The sequence below is a fragment of the Caulobacter sp. BE264 genome, from assembly GCF_031457805.1.
Taxonomy (GTDB): domain Bacteria; phylum Pseudomonadota; class Alphaproteobacteria; order Caulobacterales; family Caulobacteraceae; genus Caulobacter.
In genome coordinates this window covers 44,626-66,618 of record NZ_JAVDXI010000009.1, presented here as the reverse complement: position 1 = coordinate 66,618, position 21,993 = coordinate 44,626, and the positions used below count along the sequence as shown (strand labels likewise).

The following is a 21,993-nucleotide window of genomic DNA, read 5'->3' as shown; positions in this document are numbered from 1 at the left end:
CAAAATCCTCCCCCTCGCGGGGGAGGATCGGATCACTTGTAGACCACGCCGCCCTTGATGACCGACGTCACGCGCTGGAGTTCGGTGACGTCCTTCAGAGGATCGCCCTTCACCGCGATAAGGTCAGCCGCCTTGCCGGGCGTCAGACTGCCGATCTCGTTGCTCAGCGAGAAGTGGTCGGCGGCGTTGACCGTGGCGGTCTGGATCGCCTCCAGCGGGGTCAGGCCCGCCTTGACCAGCAGCGCGAACTCGCCGGCGTTGTCGCCGTGGGCCGAGACGCCGCTGTCGGTGCCGAAAGCGATCTTGACGCCGCCGGCGTGTGCGCGGCGAACCATGTCCAGCATCTTGGGCCCCGCCTCCAGCGCCTTCGCCGTCTGGGCCGGCGTGAAGTAGTTGTTCGGCCCCGAGGCGATGCGGGTGACGAAGTCGCCGGCCATCAGGGTCGGCACCAGATAGCCGCCCGACTTCTTGATCAGGGCGATGCCCTCGTTGTCGAGATAGGTGCCGTGCTCGATCGAGTCGCCGCCGGCCTTGAGGAACGCGTTGATGCCGTCGCCGCCGTGGGCGTGGGCGGTCACCTTGCGGCCCATGCTGTGCGCGGCCTCGACGATCGCCGCCAGCTCGGCGTCGGAAAACTGCTTGGCGAGGCCCGCGGCGGTGTTGGACAGCACGCCGCCCGTCGCTGTGATCTTGATAAGGTCGGCGCCGAGCCAGATTTGCTCTCGCACGGCGCGACGGCAGTCGTCCGCCCCCGAGCACACCGATTCCGGCCGCAAGGCGTGCATGACGTCCTCGCTATAGCCGTTGATGTCGCCATGGCCGCCGTGGACGGAGATCGACGAGCCCGACGCCAGAATACGGGGCCCAGCCACGTCGCCGCGCTTGACGCCTTCCCGCAGGGCGAAGATCGCTTGGCTGTTGGCGCCCAGATTGGCCACAGTCGTGAACCCGGCCATCAGGGTCTTGCGTGCGAATCCGGCCCCGACCATGGCGCTGTCGGACGGCGACTGCGTCACGGCCTGCAGGCGTCCGTTCGGGTTCTGCTGGCCGGTCAGGTGGACGTGGCTGTCGATCAGGCCGGGCAGCACGAAGCTGTCCTTCAGATCGACGACCTTGCCGCCGGGCTCGGCGACGTAGCCGTCGAGGACACGCGTCACCTTGCCGTTCTCGACGACCAGGGTCTTGGCGGTCTCGACCTTGCCTGTTGCAGGGTCGGCCAGAAGGCGTCCCGCCTGGACAAACGTCGCCTGAGCGCTCGCCGCGCTGGCCAGCGCGCTCGTCACAACCAGGGCGCAGGCGCCCGCCATCAGTTTCCGCATCAAGGTCTCAAGCCCCCGCTTTGCGCGCGAAGTCCCAGGCCCCTTTGGCCAGGACCGGCACGCGCGCCTCCATCAGCTGCGCATGGGCGCTGGCGGCGGTGCCGTCACGGACGCGGCCGACGATGCCCTGGCAGATGCCCGCCAGTCTGAAGAGGTTGTAGCTGAAATACCAGTCGAGTTCCGGCAGGCCGTCCCGGCCGGTGGCCTTGCAATAACGGGCCACGGCCTCGGGGATCGTCGGGATACCGTAGGCGGTCAGATCATCGACGCCCGAAAGGCCGCCGCGCTGGTCGGACGGCATCACCCAGTTCATCAGGAAGTAGCTGAAGTCGGCCAAGGGATTGCCTAGCGTCGACAGCTCCCAGTCCAGCACCGCGATCACGCGCGGCTCGGTCGGGTGCAGGATCATGTTGTCGAGGCGATAGTCGCCGTGAACGATCGAGGTCTGGTCGTCCGCCGGCACGGTGGCCGGCAGCCATTCCATCAGCCGGTCCATCTCCTCGATGGTCTTGGTCTCGCTGGCCTTGTACTGCTTGGTCCAGCGGTCGATCTGGCGCGCGAAGTAGTTGCCGGGCTTGCCATAGTCCGCAAGGCCAACGGCGGCGTAGTCAACGTTGTGCAGCGCCGCCAGGGTGTCGATCTGGGCCTCGTAGATCGCGCGCCGCTCGGCCGGCTGATAGTCCGGCAGGGTACCGTCCCACAGGATCCGGCCCTCGACGTTCTCCATCACGTAGAAGATCGTGCCGATGACGTCCTCGTCCATGCACAGGGCATAGGCCTTGGCGACCGGGAAGTCGGCCTTGTTCAGGCCCGAGATCACCTTGTACTCGCGATCGACCGCGTGCGCGCTGGGCAGCAGCTTGCCCGGCGGCTTGCGGCGCAGGACATACTTCCGGGCCGGCGTGACCAGCTGATAGGTCGGGTTGGACTGACCGCCCTTGAACTGGCGCACCTCCAAGGGACCGGCGTAGCCTTCGACGTTCGCCTCGAGCCAAGCGGCCAGCTTGGCCTCGTCGATCGCATGGCGCGGGTCGACCGGCTTGGTGCCTGAATTCAGGTCCTGGGCGGACGGTTCGGCGGCTTCGGCCATGGCGCTCTCTCCCCAACGCTTGTTTGAATTGGGGAGTTTAGAGGGTGACAGCGCTGAGGCAAGCGCCGATCCTCCCCCTAGCGGGGGAGGTGTCGGCCCGAAGGGACGACGGAGGGGGACGAGGCAAGGTCCGCGGAACTTCCCCCACCGTCCGCTGCGCGGACGCCTCCCCCGATGGGGGGAGGATTTAGGAAGGCTGCGACAACGCCCGCCAGCCGATGTCGCGACGATAGAAGCCGCCTTCCAGCGAGACGTGCTCTAGCGCGCCATAAGCCGCCTCGCGGGCCTCACTCAAGGTCTCGCCCAGGGCGCAGACGTTCAGCACCCGGCCGCCCGAGGCCACCAGACGCCCCTCGAACTCACGCGTCGTGCCTGCGTGGAACACGACCACCCCGTCCCCAAAGTCAGCGTCGGCGCCCTGGATGCGGCCGCCGGTCTTGGGCGCGTCGGGATAGCCCTCGGCCGCCAGCACCACGCAGATCGCCGCCTCGTCGCGCCACTGGGGCGGCTCAGCCGAGGCCAGTTCGCCCTTCGCCGCCGCCAGCAGGATCGGGACGATGTCGCTTTCCAGCCGCAGCATGAGGGTCTGGCATTCGGGATCACCGAAGCGGGCGTTGTATTCGACGAGCTTGGGACCCGCAGGCGTCAGCATCAGACCAGCATAGAGCACGCCGACGTACGGATTGCCCTCGGCCGCCATGCCTTCGACCGTGGGAACGATCAGCTCGCGCCACGCCTGGTCGATCAGGGCCTTCGTCAGCACTGGGGGCGGCGAATAGGTGCCCATGCCACCGGTGTTGGGGCCTTTGTCGCCGTCATAGGCGCGCTTGTGATCCTGGGCCGCGCCGAACAGCACGGCGGTCTTGCCGTCGGAAATGGCGAACAGCGAGGCCTCCTCGCCGTGCATGAACTCCTCGATTACCACCCGCGCGCCGGCCGAGCCGAAACGGCCGCCCAGCATGTCGACCACGGCCGCGTCCGCCTCTTCCCGCGTGGCGGCGATGACAACGCCCTTGCCGGCCGCAAGACCATCGGCCTTGATCACGAAGGGCGCTTCCAGGGTGTCGAGGAAAGCGCCCGCCGAGGCGGCGTCCTCGAACACGCCATAGGCCGCCGTCGGGAGGCCGTGCCGCTGACAGAAGTCCTTGGTGAAGGCCTTGGAGGTTTCCAGCTGCGCCGCGCGCTGGCTGCCGCCGAAACAGGGAATGCCGACGCTCGCCAGCTTGTCGGCAAGGCCGACCTCCAGCGCCGACTCCGGCCCAACAACGACGAGATCGGCGCCGATCTCCTGAGCCAGCGCCACCAGACCGTCGGCGTCAGTCACCTTGACTCCGCGCAGCTCGGCCACGGCCTCGATGCCCGGATTGCCCGGCGCCGCGACAAGACGGCCGCACAATGGCGACTGGGCGATCTTCCAGGCCAGGGCGTGTTCGCGCCCGCCGGATCCGACAAGGAGGATGGTCAGCTTTTCCATGAGCGCGGGGTGTGGCGTGGGCGACGCGCTGGGTCAAGGTCTTCCCCTTAGACCGCACGCCCCAACCCACGAGCCGCAGGCGCTGCGCGCTCAGAGACGCCGTCCTCAGGCCGCGTCCATATCCAGCGAGTAGCCGGCCGAGCGCACGGTGCGGATGGGATCCGCGTCAGTCGTGCCGTTCAGCGCCTTGCGCAGACGGCCGATGTGGACGTCGACGGTGCGGGCCTCAACATAGACGTCCGAGCCCCACACGGCGTCCAGCAACTGCTCGCGGCTGAACACCCGGCCTGGGTGCTGCATCAGGTAGTCGAGCAGGCGGAACTCCGTCGGGCCGAGGTGGATCTCCTTCCCGCTGCGCTTCACGCGGTGCGCGACACGGTCGATGATGATGTCGCCCACCGTGATGCGGTCGTCGGCGAGGCCCGGGCGGATCCGGCGCAGGACGGCGCGGACGCGGGCGGTCAGCTCGACCATCGAGAACGGCTTGACCACATAGTCGTCGGCCCCGGTGTCGAGGCCCCGGATGCGGTCGGTCTCTTCGCCGCGGGCCGTCAGCATGATGATCGGCACGTTGCGCGTCTCGGCCCGACCGCGCAGACGGCGGCAGACCTCGATGCCCGAGACCTTGGGCAGCATCCAGTCCAGGATCACCAGGTCGGGGGCCCGCTCATTGGCCATGATCAGGGCTTCCTCGCCGTCGCCGGCGACGCCGACGCGGTAGCCCTCCTTGTCGAGGTTGTAGTGCAGCAGGGTGGCCAGGGCGTCTTCGTCTTCGACCACCAGAACGTAGGGAGTCACTTCAGGCCGCCTTTTTCAGACTACTGCGAGAGCACGTCGAGCTTGGGACGTTGCGAGGTCAGTTCCTCGCCCGTCAGCTCGAAGTGGATGATTTCGGCGATGTTGGTGGCGTGGTCGCCGATCCGCTCAAGGTTCTTGGCCACGAAGAGCAGGTGCGTGCACGCGTTGATCGTCCGCGGATCGCCCATCATGTAGGTGAGCAGTTCGCGGAAGATGGCGTTGTAGTGCTCGTCCACCTCTTCATCGCGGCTCCAGACGCCGATGGCGCGCTGGAGGTCCGAGGTGGTGTAGGCGTCCAGGACGTCTTTCAGCCGGCCCTGGACCAGCTTGCCCATGCGTTCGATCGACCGCGTCAGGGCGCTCATCGGATCGGCTTCGGTCAGGATCAGGGCGCGCTTGCCGATGTTCTTGGCCATGTCGCCGCAGCGCTCCAGGCTCATCGAGATCTTCAGCGCCGCCACGGCGTGGCGCAGGTCCACCGCCATCGGCTGGCGCAGCGCGATCAGGCGGAAGGCCTTACGCTCGATCTCCGACTGCAGCGTGTCGAGGCGTTCGTCGCCGGCGACCACGGCCTGGGCCAGCGGGCCATCGCGGCGGGCGATGGCGGCGATGCAATCGGCCACCTGGCTCTCGGCGATGCCGCCCATGCGGGTGACTTCGGCCGTCAGGTGGGCCAACTCTTCGCCGTAGGATTTGACGGTATGTTCGGTCATTTCGGTCTCTCTCCCCGGATCAGCCGAAGCGGCCGGTGATGTAGTCCTGGGTGCGGCTGTCGCGAGGATTGGTGAACATCTCCTCGGTCGGACCGCTCTCGACCAGCTTGCCGAGGTGGAAGAACGCGGTGCGCTGCGAGACGCGGGCGGCCTGGGCCATCGAGTGCGTGACGATGACGATGCAGAACTGGCTGCGCAGCTCGTCGATCAGCTCCTCGATCTTGGCGGTGGCGATCGGATCGAGGGCCGAGCAGGGCTCGTCCATCAGGATCACTTCGGGCGAGACCGCGATGGCGCGGGCGATCACCAGGCGCTGCTGCTGGCCGCCCGAGAGGCCGGTGCCCGGCTGGTGCAGGCGATCGGCCACTTCGTTCCACAGACCGGCCTTCTTCAGGCTGCTCTCGACGATGGCTTCCAGCTCGGCCTTGCCGGTGGCCAGGCCGTGGATGCGGGGGCCGTAGGCGACGTTCTCGAAGATCGTCTTCGGGAAGGGATTGGGCTTCTGGAACACCATGCCGACGCGCGAGCGGAGCACCACCGGGTCCACGCTCCTGGCGTTGACGTCGGCGCCGTCGATCTCGATCGAGCCCTCGACCCGAGCGCTCGGGATCGTGTCGTTCATGCGGTTGATGCAGCGCAGGAAGGTCGACTTGCCACAGCCCGACGGGCCGATGAAGGCGGTGACGGACTTGGCCGGAATGTCGAGGTCGACGTCGAACAGCGCCTGCTTGTCGCCATAGAAGACCTTGACGCCGCGCGCCTTAATCTTGGGGTCGGCGGTGGCCGGGGCGGCCGGCGCAGCGGCGGACATTGCCGGCGCGCGGGCGGAATCATTGGGGCTTTGGACGGTCATGGCGTGTCCCTGGAGGAGGGGCGAAGCGAGGGGGTTCAGGATCGAGGTCATGGACGATCTACCAGCGGCGCTCGAAGCGGCGGCGCAGGATCACAGCCGCAGCGTTCATGACGATCATGAAGACGAGAAGGACGATAATCGCGGCGGCGGTGCGCTCATGGAAGGCGCGTTCGGACGCGTTTTCCCAGATGAACACCTGCACCGGCAGCACCGTGGCGGCGCTGGTGAAGCCTTCCGGTACGCCCGGCACGAACGACACCATGCCGATCATCAGCAATGGAGCGGTCTCACCCAAGGCGTGGGCCAGCGACAGGATGGCGCCGGTCATCACGCCCGGCATCGCCAACGGCAGCACATGATGGAAGACCGTTTGGGTCTTGCTCGCGCCGACGCCCAAGGCGGCCTCGCGGATCGACGGCGGCACGGCCTTCAGCGCCGAGCGGGTCGCGATGATCACGGTGGGCAAGGCCATCAGCGCCAGCACCAGGCCCCCGACCAGCGGCGAGCCGCGCGGCACATTCAGCCAGTTGATGAACAGCGCCAGACCCAGCAGGCCGTAGACGATCGACGGCACGGCGGCGAGGTTGTTGATGTTGACCTCGATGATGTCGGTCCAGCGATTCTTCGGCGCGAACTCTTCCAGGTAGACGGCGGCGAGCACCCCCACCGGGACGGCGATGAGCGCGGTGATCAGCAGCATCATCGCTGAGCCGACAACAGCGCCGAGGACGCCCGCTTGCTCGGGCTCGGTCGAGTCGGAGTGCGTGAAGAAGCCCAGATTGAAGCCGGACGTGATCGCGCCATCCGCTTTTAGCTTGTCCAGCCAGTCCAGCTGCTGGTTGTCGAGCTTGCGATCCGCCTCGTCGGTCGAACGCTTGAGTTCGCCCTTGAAGTAGAGGTCGGCGTCCGCCTTCAGCGGGCCCGTGATCGTGATCGTCTGGCCGATAAGCTTCTGATCGGCTTTCAGCTTGTTCAAGATCTGGAAGCCGAAGTCCCGCGAAACCAGGTCCTGGACCTTGAGCGAGACCGAGCCCAGGTCGTCGTCCTGAACGCCCAGCTTCTTCATCACCGCCTCGGCGACGATGTAGTCGTAGTTGACGCCGGTCAGGTCGGACGTGTCGATCCGGTCCGGGTTCAGATAGACCGGGACGGACAGCGTGTGGGTCTCGAAGGTCGAGTAGCCCTGGGCCACGATCCGGCCGACAAGCACCACCAAGAAGATCATCGCGACGATGATCGCGGCGACCCCTTGCGCCTTGAACAGGCGCTCGGCGCGGTGGCGCTTCTTCAGACGGGCGTCGGCGGCCGAGAGGGCCGGGCGCGGGGCGGCCGCGCCGAGGGTCGCGTCAGTCATATTGTTCCCGGTACTTCTGGACGATGCGCAGGGCGACGATGTTCAGCGTCAGGGTGACCACAAAGAGGGTCAGGCCCAGACCGAAGGCCGACAGGGTCTTGGGACTGTCGAACTCCTGGTCGCCGGTGAGCAAGGTGACGATCTGGACGGTGACCGTGGTCACGGTGTCGAGCGGATTGGCGGTGAGCTTGGCCTGCAGACCGGCCGCCATGGTCACGATCATGGTCTCGCCGACAGCGCGCGACACGGCCAGCAGCATGGCCGCCATGATCCCGGGCAGCGCGGCCGGCAGGACGACCTTCTTGACCGTTTCCGACTTCGTGGCGCCCATCGCGTAGCTGCCGTCACGCAGGCTCTGCGGCACAGCGTTGATGATGTCGTCCGACAGCGAGGAGACGAACGGGATCAGCATGATGCCCATCACCACGCCGGCGACCAGCGCCATCTGGTTCTGGACTTCCATGAGATAGGTGGCCAACGGCCCCGGCGGCAGCGCCGCGCCGATGGCGTTGAAGCCGGCGCGGAACAACGGACCCACGGTCAGGGCTGCGAAGAAGCCGTAGACGACGGTCGGCACGCCGGCCAGGATCTCGAGCAGCGGCTTGACGACCCCGCGCACGGTGCGTCCGGCGTACTCCGACAGATAGATCGCCGAGTAGAGGCCGATCGGAGCGGCCACCAGCATGGCGATCAACATGATGAGGAAGGTGCCGGCGAACAGCGGCACCGCGCCGAAGGCTCCCGCCGAGGCGACCTGGTCGGCGCGCATGGCGATCTGCGGGCTCCACTCGGTTCCAAGCAGGAATGAAAGCGGGCTCACGCTCTGGAAGAAGCGCCAGCTTTCCCAAACCAGCGACATCACGATACCCAGAGTGGTGAGCACCGCCGCGACCGAACAGGCGATCAGCAGCGCGCTGGTCCAGCCTTCGACGCGATTGCGGGCGCGGAACTCCGGGTTGATGCGCGGGAAGGCCAGCAGGAAGCCCGCCAGGGCCAGGACGCCGGCGCCGGCCAGCATGCCCGTGTTCAGCACCGTCTCGATCCGGCGGGCTTCGGCGACCTTGGCGTCAAGAGCGACCTTCAGTTCGCCCTCATAGGTGACTTCCGAAGGCGCTTTCTTGGCCGCGATCGCGCGGGCGTCACTGTAGAAGACCGCCTGACGATCAGCCTCCAACGCCTGCACGGCGGCGGGCCGCGTCGATTGCAGGATGGCGTCCTCAGCGCGACCGCCGAACATCACGCCCAGCAACAGCAGCAGAGCCGCCGGAATACCGGCCCACAGCGCTACGTAGGCGCCGTAGTAGTCCGGCAGGGAGTGAAGGACGCGTGCGCGCCCGTCGGCGGTTTTGGCGGCGCGGCGGCGGCCGGCCACGAAGGCCGCGCCGGAGAACAGCGCCAGGACGAGAAGCGAGAGCCAGGTCAGCATGCGTGAGGCTAATCTTGCGCGAGTTGTCGAGGGCCGCGCAGGATCGCGGGCCCTCCCCCGGTCCGTCTATGCCGGTCCGGCGCCGCGCTTATGCGACACTTACATGACAGTTTGACGACAACGCCCGAAGCCCCGACGACTCTCCGGGCCAAAACCCCGCTTTCAGGCGTCGACAGGCGTCAACGCGCTGGTTGCGGCCTCGGCTTTTGCCATCGGAAGGTAGACTCCGAATGTAGCCCCCTGGCCCTGAACGCTCTCGACGGTCAGGCCGCCGCGATGGCGGTTCATGATGTGTTTGACGATCGCCAGCCCCAGACCCGTTCCTGACCTGTCGCCGCTCTTCTGGCCCTCGACGCGATAGAACCGCTCGGTCAGGCGCGGCAGGTGTTCGCGCGCCAATCCGGGACCGCGATCGGTGACGCGAAGCACCGCGTAGCGCTCGGCCGGATCATGATCCGGCGTCAGCAACGACATCCTCGAGGCCGCCGGATCGCGCGGCGCGGAGGCCGCCTCGACGGCCAAGCTGGGGAAGACCTCGACCCGCACCACGCCCTCGCGCGGCGTATACTTGATGGCGTTGTCGACCAAGTTCTGGATGACCTGGATGATCTGGTCGCGGTCGCCCTCCACCACGGCCCCACCGCGCGGCGGCAACACCGGGTCAAACGTCACCGCCTTGTCGCGGGCCTGGGGACCAAGCGCGTCAATCACGTCGATCACCGCCATCGCCAGATCGACGCGGCCCAACGGCGCGATGTGCTCGTTCAGCTCGATCCGCGAGAGACTCATCAGGTCGTCGATCAGGCGCGACATGCGCTCGGCCTGGGCCAGCATGATGGCCAGAAACTTGTCGCGCGCGCCGGGATCATCCTTGGCGTGGCCGCGCAAGGTCTCGATGAAGCCGGACAGCGAAGCGAGCGGCGTTCGCAGCTCATGGCTGGCGTTGGCCAGAAAGTCCGCCCGCGTGCGCTCGCTGCGCCGGGCGTCGGTTTCGTCCCGCAGGGCGAGCAGCGCCAGGCGGGAGCGGCCGATCGTCTCCTTGAGCGGACGGGCGTAGGCTAGCCACGAGCGTCCCTGGACACCTCCGGTCTCAAACTCGGCCATGCCCTCGATCCCGCCGAACAAGGCCTCATCGACGGCCTCCAGGACGCGGGGATGTCGTACGGCCGTCACGAGCAGCGCGCCATCGTGCTGGATCTTGAACAGCTCCCGCGCCGCGGCGTTGGCGAACAAAAAGCGACGCCCCGTCAGATCATCGGCTTCCTCGGCGGCGATCACCATCAGCGGGTCGGGCAGGCGATCCAGAATCGCGGCGAACGGTGGCGGTTCGACAGATTTCGCGGCCGGTTGAACCAGCGCGCTGGGCGCGGCGCCCGCAGGCTCGGTCTCGCTCCGGCGATTCAGCAGAACGCCCGCGCCGCCGACCGCCAGGGCGGCGAGGACCGCAGGCAGGGGCTCGGCGAAACCGCCGACCGCAAGGCCCAGCAGGGCTCCGGGCCCGATCAAGAGAGGCCACGGCGCTCGCTGCGACGCGGGCTGCGGACCGGCCTGGGGCGTTTTCGCCAGCGACATCGTGGGCTTCACCGATTCAAGCGAGAGGCGATTCGACGAAGCAGATATGGCGCCCCGCCAAGCCATGCGATAGACGATTGGCGCCCTAGTGCGTGTTGCGAGCGGGACTCACCGCATTTTCGCCGCATCGTGACCCGAATTAGTGGCCCGGTTTCTATCGAGGTGTCGTTCGTAATGCAGCGCAAGGTCCTGGTCGCGACGGTCGCGGCCGCTCCTCTCCTGGCCATCGGTTTCGCCGCCTCGGCCGAGACCCCGGTCTCCAACGCGCGAACGACGCCGATCGCCACCAGCACGGCGACCGGAACGGCTGCGGACGATATTCGCATCACCGCCGACGGCTCGATCAAGCCGACCACGGCCGGCCCGATCGTGACCATCGACAGCAATCACAAGGTGACGAACCTCGGCACGCTGTCGACCACCGGCGTCAACGACGGCGTCGGCGTGCTGATCATCGGCGGCCGGACCGGCGGACTGACCAACTCGGCCACGATTTCACTGCTTGAGGACTATACCGCGTCCGACAGCGATTCGGACGGCGACCTTGACGGCGTGTTCGCTCAGGGCGCCAGCCGCTTCGGCGTTCGCCTCACCAACGCCGGGACCTTCACCGGCGACATCGTCAATGACGCGACCGGCCTCATCAGCATTGAGGGCAACAACTCCGCTGGCGTTCTGCTGGAAGGTTCCGTTGTCGGTAACATCACCAACCTCGGCTCGATCAGCGTCATCGGCGACAACGCCTATGGCGTGAGGATCGCCGCGCCGGTGACCGGCAAGGTGACGTTGGGCGGCCAGATCAACGTGCAAGGCGTGAACGCCGTCGCCGAGGCCGTAGACGCGAACATCACCGGCGCGCTCGTTCTGCAGGGCGCGGCCAGCGCCACGGGCTACCGCTACACCACCCGTCCGTCGACCGTGGACGCCTTGAACAAGCTGGACGCCGACGACCTGCTGCAGGGTGGGCCAGCCGTGCGCATCGCCGGCGACGTCACCGGCGGCGTGTTGCTGCAAGGCCTTAACTACTCGTCCAAGGTCAACAGCGACGGAACCACGACGATCTCGACCGTGTCGTCGAGCAACACCGGGACGTCCAGCATCAACGTTTTCGGCGCTGCCCCGGCGTTGCAGATCGGCTCGGCCAGCCAGAACGTCACCCTGGGCGCGGTTGGAACCGGCGACAACGCCTACGGCCTGATCGCCAAGGGGGCCATCTCGGCGGCGGGCGTCTACAACGGCGTTTCGGCCACGGGCGTTTCGATCGGCGCCGGCGGCGGCGGCACGACCACGCTTTCGGGCGGCCTGCGGAACGACGGGCAGATCACCGCGAGCGCCTACGAGGCGAGCGCGACGACCTTGGCGCTGAATTCGGGCTCCAATGTCGCGGCGATCCTCAATCGCGGCGCGTTAACCGCCAACAGCGCGTCGTACGCCGGATCCGGAATCACGGCTGACGCCCGCGCGCTCGTGATCGCTAGCGGCGCTTCAGCCACCAGCTTCAGCAACACGGGCAGCATAACGGTCACGCGGACGGGCGAGACGGGCGATGCGATCGCCGTGCTTGACCAGGCCGGGACTCTTAGGACCATCTCCAACACCGGCTCCATCCGGACGACGGTTTCGGCGCCCGCGTACAAGGCCGACGGCACGCTCGCGACCGTGACCTCCACGGGTCGAACGATCGCGCTGGATCTGCGCGCGAACACGTCTGGCGTGACCTTCACCCAGTCGGGCCCCGCCGACTTCACGTCGACGAGCACTTTCCCCAGCACAGACACCACCTCAAGCTCGACCTCGACCTCGACGACGGTGGCGCCGTCCGTCATTGGCGACGTGCTTTTCGGCTCTGGAGCCGACACCCTGAACCTCTGGAGCGGCACGCTGCTGGGCGAGATGTCGTTCGGCGCCGGCCAGGACCGCCTGTCGATCGATGGCGGCGGCGTCGCCGTCGGCAAGCTTTACGACAGCGATGGGAAGTTGGACCTGTCGATCGCCAACGGCAGCCTGGCCATCGCCAACGCCGACACCATCAATGTCAGCAGCGTGACTCTGGGCGGCAAGGCGAAGCTCCTGTTCTCCGCAGATCCGGCGGCCGGCGCGAACACCAAGCTCGTCGTGTCTGGCTCCACCACGATCGCCTCGGGCGCCGAACTGGGCATCCGCATGGCCAACCTGGTCAAGCAGCCGACCACCTTCACCGTCATTCAAGGGTCGAACATCAGCGTCGGGACGATCGGCAACAGCCTGCTCGCCTCGTCGCCCTATCTCTATGTCGCGACCAGCCGCGCCGACGCCAACAATGTCTATATCGACGTGCGTCGCCGCTCCTCGTCGGAGATCGGTTTCAACCAGGCTGAGGCCTCGGCCTACGACGCCGTGTTCAGCGCGCTCGGCGCAGACACCACACTGGCCGCGACCTTCTTGAACCAGACGACGCGCGATGGCTTCCGCGACCTCTACGACCAGATGCTGCCTGATCAGGGCGAAGGCCTCTTCGCGGCGCTACAATCGGTCAACCAGCAGGTTTCGGCGGCCACCATGTTCCGTCCGGATCCGGGCGATCGCTATGGTCCCGACAGCGTATGGGTTCAGGAAATCAACTCCCTGACCCGTCGCGACACCGACCAGACCCTCGGTTCCGACACCCAGGCCTTCGGCTTCGTGGGCGGCTACGAAGCGATGGGCGACGCTGGCGGCGCTCTGGGCCTGACGCTGGCCTATGTCAGCATCGAAGAACACGACACGGTGGCCAAGGTCGGCGAACAGACGACCGCCTCGTTCGTTCAGAGCGGGGCCTATTGGCGGCGCTCGGTCGGCGGTTGGCGCTTCAACGCCGGCGGCGGCCTGGGCTACGCGTTCTTCCAGGGCGATCGTCGTTTCATCGCCCCGGACGCCAGCGGCGATGGCGTCGCGGACCTGCTCTTGCAGAACAGCGCCGATTGGAATGGCGTGACCGCCAACGCCTATGCCGGCATGGCGTACGAACAGAAGTTCGGCCGGTTCTTCGCTCGCCCCGAGGGCCGTCTCGACTATGTCTGGCTCCGCGAAGGCAAGCGCACCGAAAAGGGCGGCGGCGATGCGTTCGACCTGACCGTGGACAAGCGCACGTCCAGCAATCTCAGCGGCGAGCTGGGCGTGGTGATGGGCGCGGACTTCGGCAAGCAGGTCTGGTGGCGCCCGGAAGTCCGCGTCGGCTATCGTCAGACGCTGGCCGGGTCCGTGGGCGACACCGTCGCGCGCTTCAAGGGCGGCAACGCCTTCTCGTTGGCGGCCATGGACGACAAGCAGGGCGCGCTCACCGCCGGCTTCGCTCTACGAGCGGGCACGCCCATGTCGTATCTGGCCCTGGAGGGCGGCGTCGAAGCCGCCAAGAAGCAGAAGCGCTACAACCTGCGCCTCTCTGGCCGGGCGATGTTCTAACCGCGTCAAATCGTCCCAATACACCGTATTCGTTGCAGAGGCCGCTTCGGGAGACCGGAGCGGCCTTTTTCGTGAACGGGTTGTTAATGGCTTCAACCATTTGATTCCGTGGAAGATTCGCGGCCTTTTCCGCGACACTTCGCCGCGCCTCCAGAAAATCTCGGGGCCGGCTCCCTTAATCTCTATTTCCGAACTAGGAATAATCGTCTTCCTTGAGTTCGGCAGGTCGGCCCGCACAGCGGCGCCGAGAGGGGACTAACGATGATCACCACCAAGACCGCCTTCCGCGCCGCTCTGATCGCTGGCGCTTCCCTGCTCGCAACCGCCGGCGCCGCTTCGGCTCAAACCGTCTCACCCGACAACGCCGCCGCGCGCATCGCCGCGTTGGAGGCCCAGCTCGAGGCCCTGCAGAAGCAGGTTTCGGACCTGAAGGCCGCGACCGCCGCCAGCGTCAAGGACGTTAGAGCCGCGCAAAGCGCCACGACCGTCAGCCTCGCGAACGCGCGCCCGACTTTCTCCACGGGCGATGGAGCCTTTTCCGCCTCGATCCGGGGGATCTTCCAGGCAGACGCTGCGCTCTATGACCAGAAAAGCGCGGGCCCGCTCAGCACAGACTTCCGCCGCGGCTCCTTCGGCGACGCAACCGAGAACGATCGCGCCCGCGATCTTTCGGACGGCGCGAACGTGCGCCGCGCCCGTCTCGGCATCGAAGGCAAGGCCTTCGGCGTGTTCGACTACAACATGATCTACGACTTTGGCGGTTCAGGCACGGAAGAGGCCGGCAAGATCTCTTCGGCCTGGGTGCAATACAGCGGCCTGCCTCTCAAAATCCGCGCCGGCGTCTATGCGCCTGTGACCAGCCTCGAGGACGCGGCCAACAACACGGGCTCGCTGTTTGTCGAACGCGCCTCGGTCGCCGAGACTGTCCGTGGCGTCGCCGGGGGTGATGGCCGCGCTGCGATCGGCGTCTTGGGCAATGGCGAGCGCTGGAACGTCTCGGCGGCCGTGACCGGCAACACTGTCACCACCCAGACCTTCGATGAGCAACTAGGCTTCGTGGGGCGCTTCGCCTATGTGCCTCTGAAGGGCGACGGGTGGCTGGTCCACACCGGTGTGAACGCCAACCTTGTCATCAGCCCCGCAAAGAGCGGACCGGACGTCGCGGCCACCGGCGGCGCGACCAGCAACCTGCGACTGCGCGACCGGCCGGAATTGCGCGTTGATGGGACTCGGCTGATCGATACGGGCAACATCGACGCCGACGGCCTGACCGCCATCGGATTGGAACTCGGCGCCCAGCGAAACAACGTGTTTGTTCAGGCCGAGTACTTCGACATCCAGGTCAAGCGCCGCAACAGCACATTGCCGGATCCGAAGTTCAACGGCTGGTACGTTCAGGCGGGCTGGACGCTGACGGGCGAACCCCGCCGCTATAGCACCGCAACCGCCGGTTTTGACGCGCCGCGGCCCGCCAAGCCCTTCGACCTGAAGAAGGGCAATTGGGGCGCGGTCGAACTCGCCGCGCGCTATTCGACCTTCGATCTCGACTACCTGGCGGGTCCGGCGGGCTCAGCGCCCGTCACGGGCGCGATCCGGGGCGGCGAGCAGAACATCCTGTCGCTCGGCGTGAACTGGTATCTCAATCCGGTCGTTTCGCTTTCTGCCGCCTATCGCAATGTCGAGGTCAAGCGCCTTTCGCCTGGTGGTACGGCCTTTGTCGCCGGCTCGACCCCGGTCGCCGGAGCGCAAGTCGGGCAAGACCTCGATATCTGGTCCGTCCGAACACAGTACGCGTTCTAACCTTCAAAGCTCCGAGGACACTTCATGGCTCGTCACTCTGACAAACCCACACGTCGAGGTGTCCTCGGCGCGGCCACCGCCGGCCTTGGTGCGCTCGCCGCTCCAGCCGTGCTTGGCGGTGTCGCCCATGCCCAAGCCAAGCCCGTCACGCTTCTGAATGTCAGCTACGATCCGACGCGCGAGCTCTACAAGGAGGTCAATGCGGCGTTTGCAGCGTACTGGAAGTCGCGCGTCGGCCAGACCCTGACCATCAACCAGAGCCACGGCGGCTCGGGCAAACAGGCCCGCTCCGTGATCGACGGCTTGCAAGCCGATGTCGTCACCCTAGCGCTCGCCTACGATATCGACGAGATCGCCGCGAAGGCCAGGCTGCTGCCCGCGAACTGGCAGTCACGCCTGCCGCAAAATTCCACGCCCTACACCTCCACGATCGTCTTCCTGGTCCGCAAGGGCAATCCCTGGAAGATCAGGGACTGGAGCGACCTGATCAAACCGGGCATCGACGTGATTACGCCCAACCCCAAGACCTCGGGCGGCGCACGCTGGAACTATCTGGCGGCCTGGGCCTGGGCCCTGAAGCAGCCCGGCGGCAATCCGGCGAAGGCCGAGGCGTACGTCAAGGCGCTGTTCGACCACGTGCCCATCCTGGACACGGGCGCACGCGGCGCGACGACCACCTTCACCCAGCGCGGCATCGGCGATGTTCTGCTGGCGTGGGAGAATGAAGCCTACCTCGCGCAAGAGGAACTGCCAGGCAAGTTCGACATCGTCTATCCGTCGCTGTCGATCCTCGCCGAACCGCCTGTCGCTCTGGTCGACAAGAATGTGGATCGCCGCAAGACCCGCACCGTGGCGGAGGGGTATCTGAACTTCCTCTACAGCCCGCTGGCGCAGGAACTCATCGGCAAGCACTATTATCGCCCTCGTAACGCGGCGGTCGCCGCCAAGTACGCGAGCCGGTTCAAGCAAATCCCTCTGGTGACGATCGACGACACCTTCGGGGGCTGGAAGAAGGCGCAGGCGACCCACTTCGCCGACGGCGGCGTGTTCGATCGAATCTATCAGCCCAGGTGACACCCGGGGGCTGATCCTGTCCGGGAAGTCCGGATCAACCCTCGACCATCGCGGCGACTGGCCCCAGGGGCCATTCCTCCCCAAGTTCGCCGCGTTTTGACGGCGGGAGTCCTTAGCGGGCCCCCGCCGTTTCTTCGTCGGCTATAACCCCTGTTGGGAACTCGACAGGATCGGGTACGTTGAGCGTCCACGGGGAGGTGGGAGCTTAGCCTTGGAAGACTATTCGGAATCGCGCCGGGCCGGCGAACGGCTCGCCGCCGGACATGGCGTCGACGACCCTTTCGCCGCCGCGATCCGCGCCACGCGGATGGCCATGATCGTGGCGGACGCCACCCAGGCCGACAACCCGATCATCTTTGCAAACGACGCCTTCCTGAAGCTGACTGGCTACGCGCGGGACGAAGTTATCGGCCGCAACTGCCGCTTCTTGCAGGGGCCCGACACAGACCCCGAGACCGTCAAGACCGTGCGTGACGCCGTGGCGGCGGGGGACGACGTCGCCGTCGACCTCCTCAACTATCGCAAGGACGGATCGTCGTTCTGGAACGCGCTTTACCTATCGCCCGTGCGGAACGACGCCGGTCAGATCGTTTATTTCTTCGGCTCGCAGCTGGATGTCACCGACAAGAAGGCTATCGAGGTTCGCGCCCGCGACCACAGCGACGGCCTTCAGCAGATGGTCGATGAGCGGACACGCGAACTCACCCAAGCTCTGGAGCAGAAGACCGTCCTTCTTCACGAGGTGGATCACCGCGTGAAGAACAATCTTCAGCTCATCTCGAGCCTGTTGCTGCTGCAAAACCGGCGCGTGCCTGATCCTGCGATCAAGGCGTCGCTAAAGGGAATGTTGGGCCGGGTGAACGCCATTGCGACGGTCCATCGACGCCTGTTCCAAAGCGAGGATGTGGAGCGCTTCGACGTTTCGGCGTTCATTCGGGACATGGTCGCCGACCTGATGGGTTCGGCCATGCGTGACGACATCCGGGTCGAGCTGGATCTCGAACGCGTGGAAATCCCCGCCGCCAAGGCGGCGCCGCTCGCCCTGGTGGTCAACGAACTGCTGACCAACGCCCTTCGGCACGGCTTTCCTGAAGGACGCGGGGGTCGCATCTTTGTCGGTGTCTCTCGCCTCAACGGCGACTTCCGGATCGAAATCGCCGACGACGGCGTTGGTTCGAATAGCGAAACGAAGACCTCCGGCTTTGGCCTGACCATCGTTCAACTGCTCTGCCAGCAATTGAAGGCGAAATGGGAGACCACCGACGCGGAACCTGGGACCCGTGTGGTCGTTCTGTTGCCCGTCAATGGGGCGCACTGAGTAAGGATTTGTCTTGGTAATGAGCCGGCCAGCGCTCGATGTTCTGATCGTCGAAGACGAGATGCTTCTCGCCATCGAGCTGGAACATCTGATCGAGGAGGCTGGCTGCCATCCGCTCGGCTGCGCCATGAGTTCTGACGAAGCCGTCGCGCTCGCCCAGCAACTCAAGCCTGACCTAGCGCTTGTTGATGTCCACCTCAGTGATGGCCCCACTGGCGTCGATGTGGCGCGGAAAATCGCTGACGACTGTGGTGGCGTCGCGTTGTTCATGACCGCCAATGTCAAGCGCTTGCCCGACGACTTCGCTGGCGCCTGCGGCGTTATCGGCAAGCCCTATTCAGAGCATGGGGTAAAGACCGCCCTGGCCTTTCTCGCTGTTTGCCTCACCGAAGGGCGCGCACCGGGCCCGGTCCCGGTCGGCCTGACTCTCGCGCCGGCCTACGCCCAGCGCTGGGAGGCCGAGGACCCACTCGCCAGATCCGCCTGATGGAAGGCTCACCCCTCGCCGTTCTCGTCGGAACATTGGCGGCCTTGCTGTCAATCGGGAGCTTTGCGCCACAGATCATCAAGACCTGGCGCGAGCGTGATGCTTCGACCGTCTCACTGCGCATGTATGTCGTGACGGTGACAGGATTTGCTTGCTGGCTGACCTATGGCCTGATGATCCAGGCTTGGCCGGTCATCGCGTCCAACCTCGCCTGCCTTGTGATGTCCGGCGCCATGCTGGCGCTCAAGCTGCGGTTCGGTCGCGCGGGCTAGCGCCCGGGCTCGTTTTTGATGACAGGGGGGGCGGGGTCCGCTATCGAGGCGCCGCTCTTTTCCGCATCGAGGACCGCCGCCTTGACCGACGTCGCCGAGGAAGCTGGCTGGGCCACCGCCAAGACTTTGGCTGAGGCCCTGCCCTATATCCAGATCTACGACCGCGAAACGGTCGTGATCAAATACGGCGGCCATGCAATGGGCCAAGAAGAAGTGGCCAAGGTCTTCGCCGCCGATGCGGTACTCCTGAAGCTCTTGGGTGTGCATCCGGTGGTGATCCACGGCGGCGGCCCGCAGATCAGCCGCATGCTCGACAAGGCCGGTGTGAAGTCGACCTTCGTCGACGGGCTGCGCGTCACAGACGAAGCGACGATGGAAGTCGCCGAGATGGTCCTCTCGGGCGCGATCAACAAGGAGATCGCCAACTGGATCACGCTGGCCGGCGCCGAGGCGGACGTGCGCGGCGTAGGCCTGTCGGGCAAGGACGCCCGCCTGATCACCGCCGAAAAGGTGACGCGGACCAAGAAGGATCCGGATAGCAACATCGAACAGGCGGTGGACCTGGGCTTCGTGGGCGAGCCCACCAAGGTCGACCCGCAGCTGATTGAGGCCCTGCTGACCTCGGAGCACGACTACATCCCGGTCGTCGCGCCGATTGGCGTTTCGCCCGACGGCGACACTTTCAACATCAACGCCGACACTGTGGCGGGCGCGCTGGCGGGCGCCCTCAAGGCCAAGCGCATGTTGATGCTGACCGACATCAAGGGCGTGCTCGACGCCAATGGCGAACTGATCCGTGAAATGACCATCGAACAGGCTCGCGCCCTGATCGACACGGGCGTGGCCACCGGCGGCATGATCCCGAAGCTGGAAAACGCCATCCACGCGATCGAGTCCGGCGTCGAAGCCGTCGTCATCCTGGACGGCCGCCGCCCGCACGCCATGCTGGTCGAGCTGTTCAGCGAGCACGGCGCAGGCACCCTCATCAAGCGATGAGCGCGGACCTTTCCCACGTCGACACCTGGCTGTTCGACCTCGACAATACGCTCTACCCGATCGAGACCCAGTTCATGGGCCTTATCGAGGCCAAGATGACGGATTTCGTGGCCCGCGAGACCGGTCTGCCGCGCGACGAGGCGCGCGTGCTGCAGCATGGCTACTTCACCGAGCACGGCACGACCCTGGCCGGGCTCATGGCCAACCATGGGATCGAGCCCTCGCGCTTCCTGGACGAGGTGCACGACGTCTCCCTGGATTGCCTGACGCCCGATCCCGCCCTGCGCGCAGCGATCGCCGCCCTGCCCGGGCGCCGGCTGATCTTCACGAACGGTTCCGTCGGCCACGCCGAGCGGGTGCTTTCGCACCTGAACCTCCGTGACCTGTTCTCGGAAGTCTTCGCCATCGAGACGGCGGACTACGTGCCCAAGCCAGCCCTCGCGACATTCGATCGGATCTGCAAGCTGCACGACATCGACCCGCCGATGACGGCCTTCTTCGAAGACAGCGAGAAGAACCTCGTGCCAGCGTCGCGCATGGGCATGACCACCGTCTTGGTGGGCCCACACGCGGCCGCCTCCACGTCCGAACACGTTCATTTCCGCACCAACGATCTCGCCGAGTTCCTGGGCTCGGCGCGCCTGCAAGGAAGCCCCGCATGACCGCCGTGAGCCTCGCCGATCTCCAGACCGAAATCGAAGCGGCGTGGGAAGCCCGCGCCGACGTCTCGGCCGCCACCACCGGTCCGGTCCGAACCGCCGTCGACGAAGCGCTGCGCCTGCTCGACAGCGGCGAGGCCCGCGTCGCCGAGAAGATCGACGGCGAGTGGTTCACGCACCAGTGGCTGAAGAAAGCGGTGCTGCTGTCGTTCCGCCTGAACCCCAACACCGTTATGCGCTCGGGCGCGCTGGGCGGCGGCGTCGGTCCCTGGTGGGACAAGGTGCCGAACAAGTTCGACGGCTGGGACGCCCCGCAGTTCGAGGCCGGCGGCTTCCGCGCGGTCCCGGGCGCGATTGTCCGTCGCGGCGCTCATATCGGCAAGAACGTGATCCTGATGCCGTCGTTCGTGAACATCGGCGGTTATGTCGATGAAGGCACGATGGTCGACACCTGGGTGACCGTCGGCTCGTGCGCCCAGATCGGCAAGAACGTCCACCTGTCCGGCGGCGTCGGCATCGGCGGCGTGTTGGAGCCCCTGCAGGCCAACCCGACCATCATCGAGGACAACTGCTTCATCGGCGCCCGCTCGGAGGTCGTCGAGGGCGTGGTCGTCGGCGAGGGCTCGGTGCTGTCGATGGGCGTCTTCATCAGCGCCTCGACCAAGATCGTCGACCGCAAGACCGGCCAGGTCCACATCGGCAAGGTCCCGCCTTACAGCGTCGTGGTGCCCGGAAACCTGCCCGATCCGAACGGTGGTCCGGGCCTCTACTGCGCGGTGATCGTCAAGACGGTCGACGCCCAGACGCGGTCGAAGACCTCGATCAACGATCTGCTGCGGGATTGATACTCCAAAATCCTCCCCCCAAGGGGGGAGGCGGGCGTAGGCCGGAGGGGGAAGTGCGTCCTATCGGGCTTCCTCCTCCTTCGTTCGCTTCGCGAACACCTCCCCCGCCAGGGGGAGGATTTAATGACGACCTACCGCGTCGCCTCGTTCAGTTGCTTCTTGCTCTCGGCGGCGCCTTCCTTGGCGTCCTGCTTCAGGTCCTTGCCGGCTTCCTTGAGCTCCTGGCCGGCCTCGCCGGCGGCCTCCTTGAGCTCCGCGCCGGCTTCCTTGGCGCTTTCCTTGATCGCGGTCCCAGCTTCCTTGACGTCGGGGTCGTTGGCGATCTCCCGGGCCGCGTCCTTGACGTCGGAAGCGGCGGCCTTGGCGCCTTCCTTGACCTCCTGGGCGTGCTGGTCCGAACAAGCGGCGAGGGACAGGGCGGCGCCGGCGGCGGCGATCAGAAGCAGTTTCGAGCGCATGGTTAGGCTCCCGGCTGGGTTCAGGGGTCGCGTGGATAACGAAAGGCCATGGCCTAGGTTCCGCG

Annotated in this window: 19 protein-coding genes and 1 pseudogene; 10 read left to right on the top strand and 10 right to left on the bottom strand. The window is 66.3% G+C overall.

Features of this window, described 5'->3' with window-relative positions; all coding sequences use genetic code 11:
• Window positions 1-32: 32 nt before the first annotated feature.
• The 9 genes from J2X45_RS18635 to J2X45_RS18595 form a co-directional block, all read right to left on the bottom strand.
• Complete coding sequence (locus J2X45_RS18635) at window positions 33-1,322, bottom strand: amidohydrolase family protein (protein WP_310217882.1); 1,290 nt, start codon at window positions 1,320-1,322, stop codon at window positions 33-35.
• A gap of 4 nt (window positions 1,323-1,326) precedes the next feature.
• Window positions 1,327-2,409, bottom strand: a complete 1,083-nt coding sequence (locus J2X45_RS18630) for a phosphotransferase (RefSeq protein ID WP_310217879.1) — start codon at window positions 2,407-2,409, stop codon at window positions 1,327-1,329.
• Between the two features lie 187 nt (window positions 2,410-2,596).
• On the bottom strand, window positions 2,597-3,883 hold the full coding sequence (gene purD / locus J2X45_RS18625) for a phosphoribosylamine--glycine ligase (protein ID WP_310217876.1): 1,287 nt from the start codon (window positions 3,881-3,883) through the stop codon (window positions 2,597-2,599).
• A gap of 105 nt (window positions 3,884-3,988) precedes the next feature.
• Window positions 3,989-4,681: a phosphate regulon transcriptional regulator PhoB gene (phoB, locus tag J2X45_RS18620; protein WP_010918183.1), complete on the bottom strand. Its 693-nt coding sequence runs from the start codon at window positions 4,679-4,681 to the stop codon at window positions 3,989-3,991.
• A 20-nt stretch (window positions 4,682-4,701) separates the two neighbouring features.
• Window positions 4,702-5,394 carry a phosphate signaling complex protein PhoU gene (phoU, locus tag J2X45_RS18615; RefSeq protein ID WP_010918182.1) on the bottom strand — a complete coding sequence of 231 codons (693 nt, stop codon included), beginning with the start codon at window positions 5,392-5,394 and terminating at the stop codon, window positions 4,702-4,704.
• Window positions 5,395-5,413: 19 nt separating this feature from the next.
• On the bottom strand, window positions 5,414-6,247 hold the full coding sequence (gene pstB, locus J2X45_RS18610; protein ID WP_310217872.1) for a phosphate ABC transporter ATP-binding protein PstB: 834 nt from the start codon (window positions 6,245-6,247) through the stop codon (window positions 5,414-5,416).
• A 58-nt stretch (window positions 6,248-6,305) separates the two neighbouring features.
• Window positions 6,306-7,601: a phosphate ABC transporter permease PstA gene (gene pstA / locus J2X45_RS18605; protein WP_310217870.1), complete on the bottom strand. Its 1,296-nt coding sequence runs from the start codon at window positions 7,599-7,601 to the stop codon at window positions 6,306-6,308.
• Window positions 7,594-9,027: a phosphate ABC transporter permease subunit PstC gene (gene pstC, locus J2X45_RS18600; RefSeq protein ID WP_310217868.1), complete on the bottom strand. Its 1,434-nt coding sequence runs from the start codon at window positions 9,025-9,027 to the stop codon at window positions 7,594-7,596. The genes pstA and pstC overlap by 8 nt, the downstream gene beginning before the upstream one ends.
• 162 nt (window positions 9,028-9,189) lie before the next feature.
• The gene (locus tag J2X45_RS18595) at window positions 9,190-10,599 is read right to left on the bottom strand and encodes an ATP-binding protein (protein ID WP_310217866.1); all 1,410 of its coding nucleotides are present in this window, start codon (window positions 10,597-10,599) and stop codon (window positions 9,190-9,192) included.
• Between the two features lie 162 nt (window positions 10,600-10,761).
• Here J2X45_RS18595 and J2X45_RS18590 point away from each other — a divergent pair, with 162 nt between their 5' ends.
• From J2X45_RS18590 to dapD, 10 genes and pseudogenes are all read left to right on the top strand, one after another.
• Entirely contained in the window at window positions 10,762-14,019 is a 3,258-nt protein-coding gene (locus J2X45_RS18590) for an autotransporter domain-containing protein (protein WP_310217864.1), read from the top strand.
• A gap of 261 nt (window positions 14,020-14,280) precedes the next feature.
• Window positions 14,281-14,394 (top strand): annotated as a pseudogene (locus tag J2X45_RS18585) (hypothetical protein); the annotation flags it as partial.
• A gap of 9 nt (window positions 14,395-14,403) precedes the next feature.
• Window positions 14,404-15,819 (top strand): porin, encoded by a 1,416-nt coding sequence (locus J2X45_RS18580; RefSeq protein ID WP_310218048.1) that lies wholly within the window; start codon window positions 14,404-14,406, stop codon window positions 15,817-15,819.
• 24 nt (window positions 15,820-15,843) lie between these two features.
• The gene (locus J2X45_RS18575) at window positions 15,844-16,893 is read left to right on the top strand and encodes a sulfate ABC transporter substrate-binding protein (RefSeq protein WP_310217861.1); all 1,050 of its coding nucleotides are present in this window, start codon (window positions 15,844-15,846) and stop codon (window positions 16,891-16,893) included.
• 211 nt (window positions 16,894-17,104) lie between these two features.
• Complete coding sequence (locus J2X45_RS18570) at window positions 17,105-18,211, top strand: histidine kinase dimerization/phosphoacceptor domain -containing protein (RefSeq protein WP_310217858.1); 1,107 nt, start codon at window positions 17,105-17,107, stop codon at window positions 18,209-18,211.
• A gap of 19 nt (window positions 18,212-18,230) precedes the next feature.
• Window positions 18,231-18,698, top strand: coding sequence for a response regulator (locus J2X45_RS18565; protein WP_310217855.1), 468 nt, complete (start codon window positions 18,231-18,233; stop codon window positions 18,696-18,698).
• The gene (locus J2X45_RS18560; protein WP_310217853.1) at window positions 18,698-18,970 is read left to right on the top strand and encodes a SemiSWEET transporter; all 273 of its coding nucleotides are present in this window, start codon (window positions 18,698-18,700) and stop codon (window positions 18,968-18,970) included. The genes J2X45_RS18565 and J2X45_RS18560 overlap by 1 nt, the downstream gene beginning before the upstream one ends.
• Window positions 18,971-19,051: 81 nt before the next feature.
• Window positions 19,052-19,966: an acetylglutamate kinase gene (argB, locus tag J2X45_RS18555; protein WP_310217850.1), complete on the top strand. Its 915-nt coding sequence runs from the start codon at window positions 19,052-19,054 to the stop codon at window positions 19,964-19,966.
• On the top strand, window positions 19,963-20,628 hold the full coding sequence (locus J2X45_RS18550) for a pyrimidine 5'-nucleotidase (protein WP_310217845.1): 666 nt from the start codon (window positions 19,963-19,965) through the stop codon (window positions 20,626-20,628). Before argB ends, J2X45_RS18550 begins: the two co-directional genes overlap by 4 nt.
• Complete coding sequence (gene dapD, locus J2X45_RS18545) at window positions 20,625-21,470, top strand: 2,3,4,5-tetrahydropyridine-2,6-dicarboxylate N-succinyltransferase (protein WP_310217842.1); 846 nt, start codon at window positions 20,625-20,627, stop codon at window positions 21,468-21,470. Before J2X45_RS18550 ends, dapD begins: the two co-directional genes overlap by 4 nt.
• 131 nt (window positions 21,471-21,601) lie before the next feature.
• On the opposite strand, the gene J2X45_RS18540 is transcribed toward dapD, so the two are convergent.
• On the bottom strand, window positions 21,602-21,928 hold the full coding sequence (locus J2X45_RS18540; RefSeq protein WP_310217838.1) for a cell surface protein: 327 nt from the start codon (window positions 21,926-21,928) through the stop codon (window positions 21,602-21,604).
• Window positions 21,929-21,993: the final 65 nt, after the last annotated feature.

Bases quoted from the DNA above. Each gene is read 5' to 3' on its own strand.
- J2X45_RS18630 (WP_310217879.1), bottom strand. From the start codon at position 2,409: ATGGCCGAAGCCGCCGAACCGTCCGCCCAGGACCTGAATTCAGGCACC.
- purD (WP_310217876.1), bottom strand. From the start codon at position 3,883: ATGGAAAAGCTGACCATCCTCCTTGTCGGATCCGGCGGGCGCGAACAC.
- phoU (WP_010918182.1), bottom strand. From the start codon at position 5,394: ATGACCGAACATACCGTCAAATCCTACGGCGAAGAGTTGGCCCACCTG.
- pstB (WP_310217872.1), bottom strand. From the start codon at position 6,247: ATGACCGTCCAAAGCCCCAATGATTCCGCCCGCGCGCCGGCAATGTCC.
- pstA (WP_310217870.1), bottom strand. From the start codon at position 7,601: ATGACTGACGCGACCCTCGGCGCGGCCGCCCCGCGCCCGGCCCTCTCG.
- pstC (WP_310217868.1), bottom strand. From the start codon at position 9,027: ATGCTGACCTGGCTCTCGCTTCTCGTCCTGGCGCTGTTCTCCGGCGCG.
- J2X45_RS18595 (WP_310217866.1), bottom strand. From the start codon at position 10,599: ATGTCGCTGGCGAAAACGCCCCAGGCCGGTCCGCAGCCCGCGTCGCAG.
- J2X45_RS18575 (WP_310217861.1), top strand. From the start codon at position 15,844: ATGGCTCGTCACTCTGACAAACCCACACGTCGAGGTGTCCTCGGCGCG.
- J2X45_RS18565 (WP_310217855.1), top strand. From the start codon at position 18,231: ATGAGCCGGCCAGCGCTCGATGTTCTGATCGTCGAAGACGAGATGCTT.
- J2X45_RS18560 (WP_310217853.1), top strand. From the start codon at position 18,698: ATGGAAGGCTCACCCCTCGCCGTTCTCGTCGGAACATTGGCGGCCTTG.
- J2X45_RS18550 (WP_310217845.1), top strand. From the start codon at position 19,963: ATGAGCGCGGACCTTTCCCACGTCGACACCTGGCTGTTCGACCTCGAC.
- dapD (WP_310217842.1), top strand. From the start codon at position 20,625: ATGACCGCCGTGAGCCTCGCCGATCTCCAGACCGAAATCGAAGCGGCG.
- J2X45_RS18540 (WP_310217838.1), bottom strand. From the start codon at position 21,928: ATGCGCTCGAAACTGCTTCTGATCGCCGCCGCCGGCGCCGCCCTGTCC.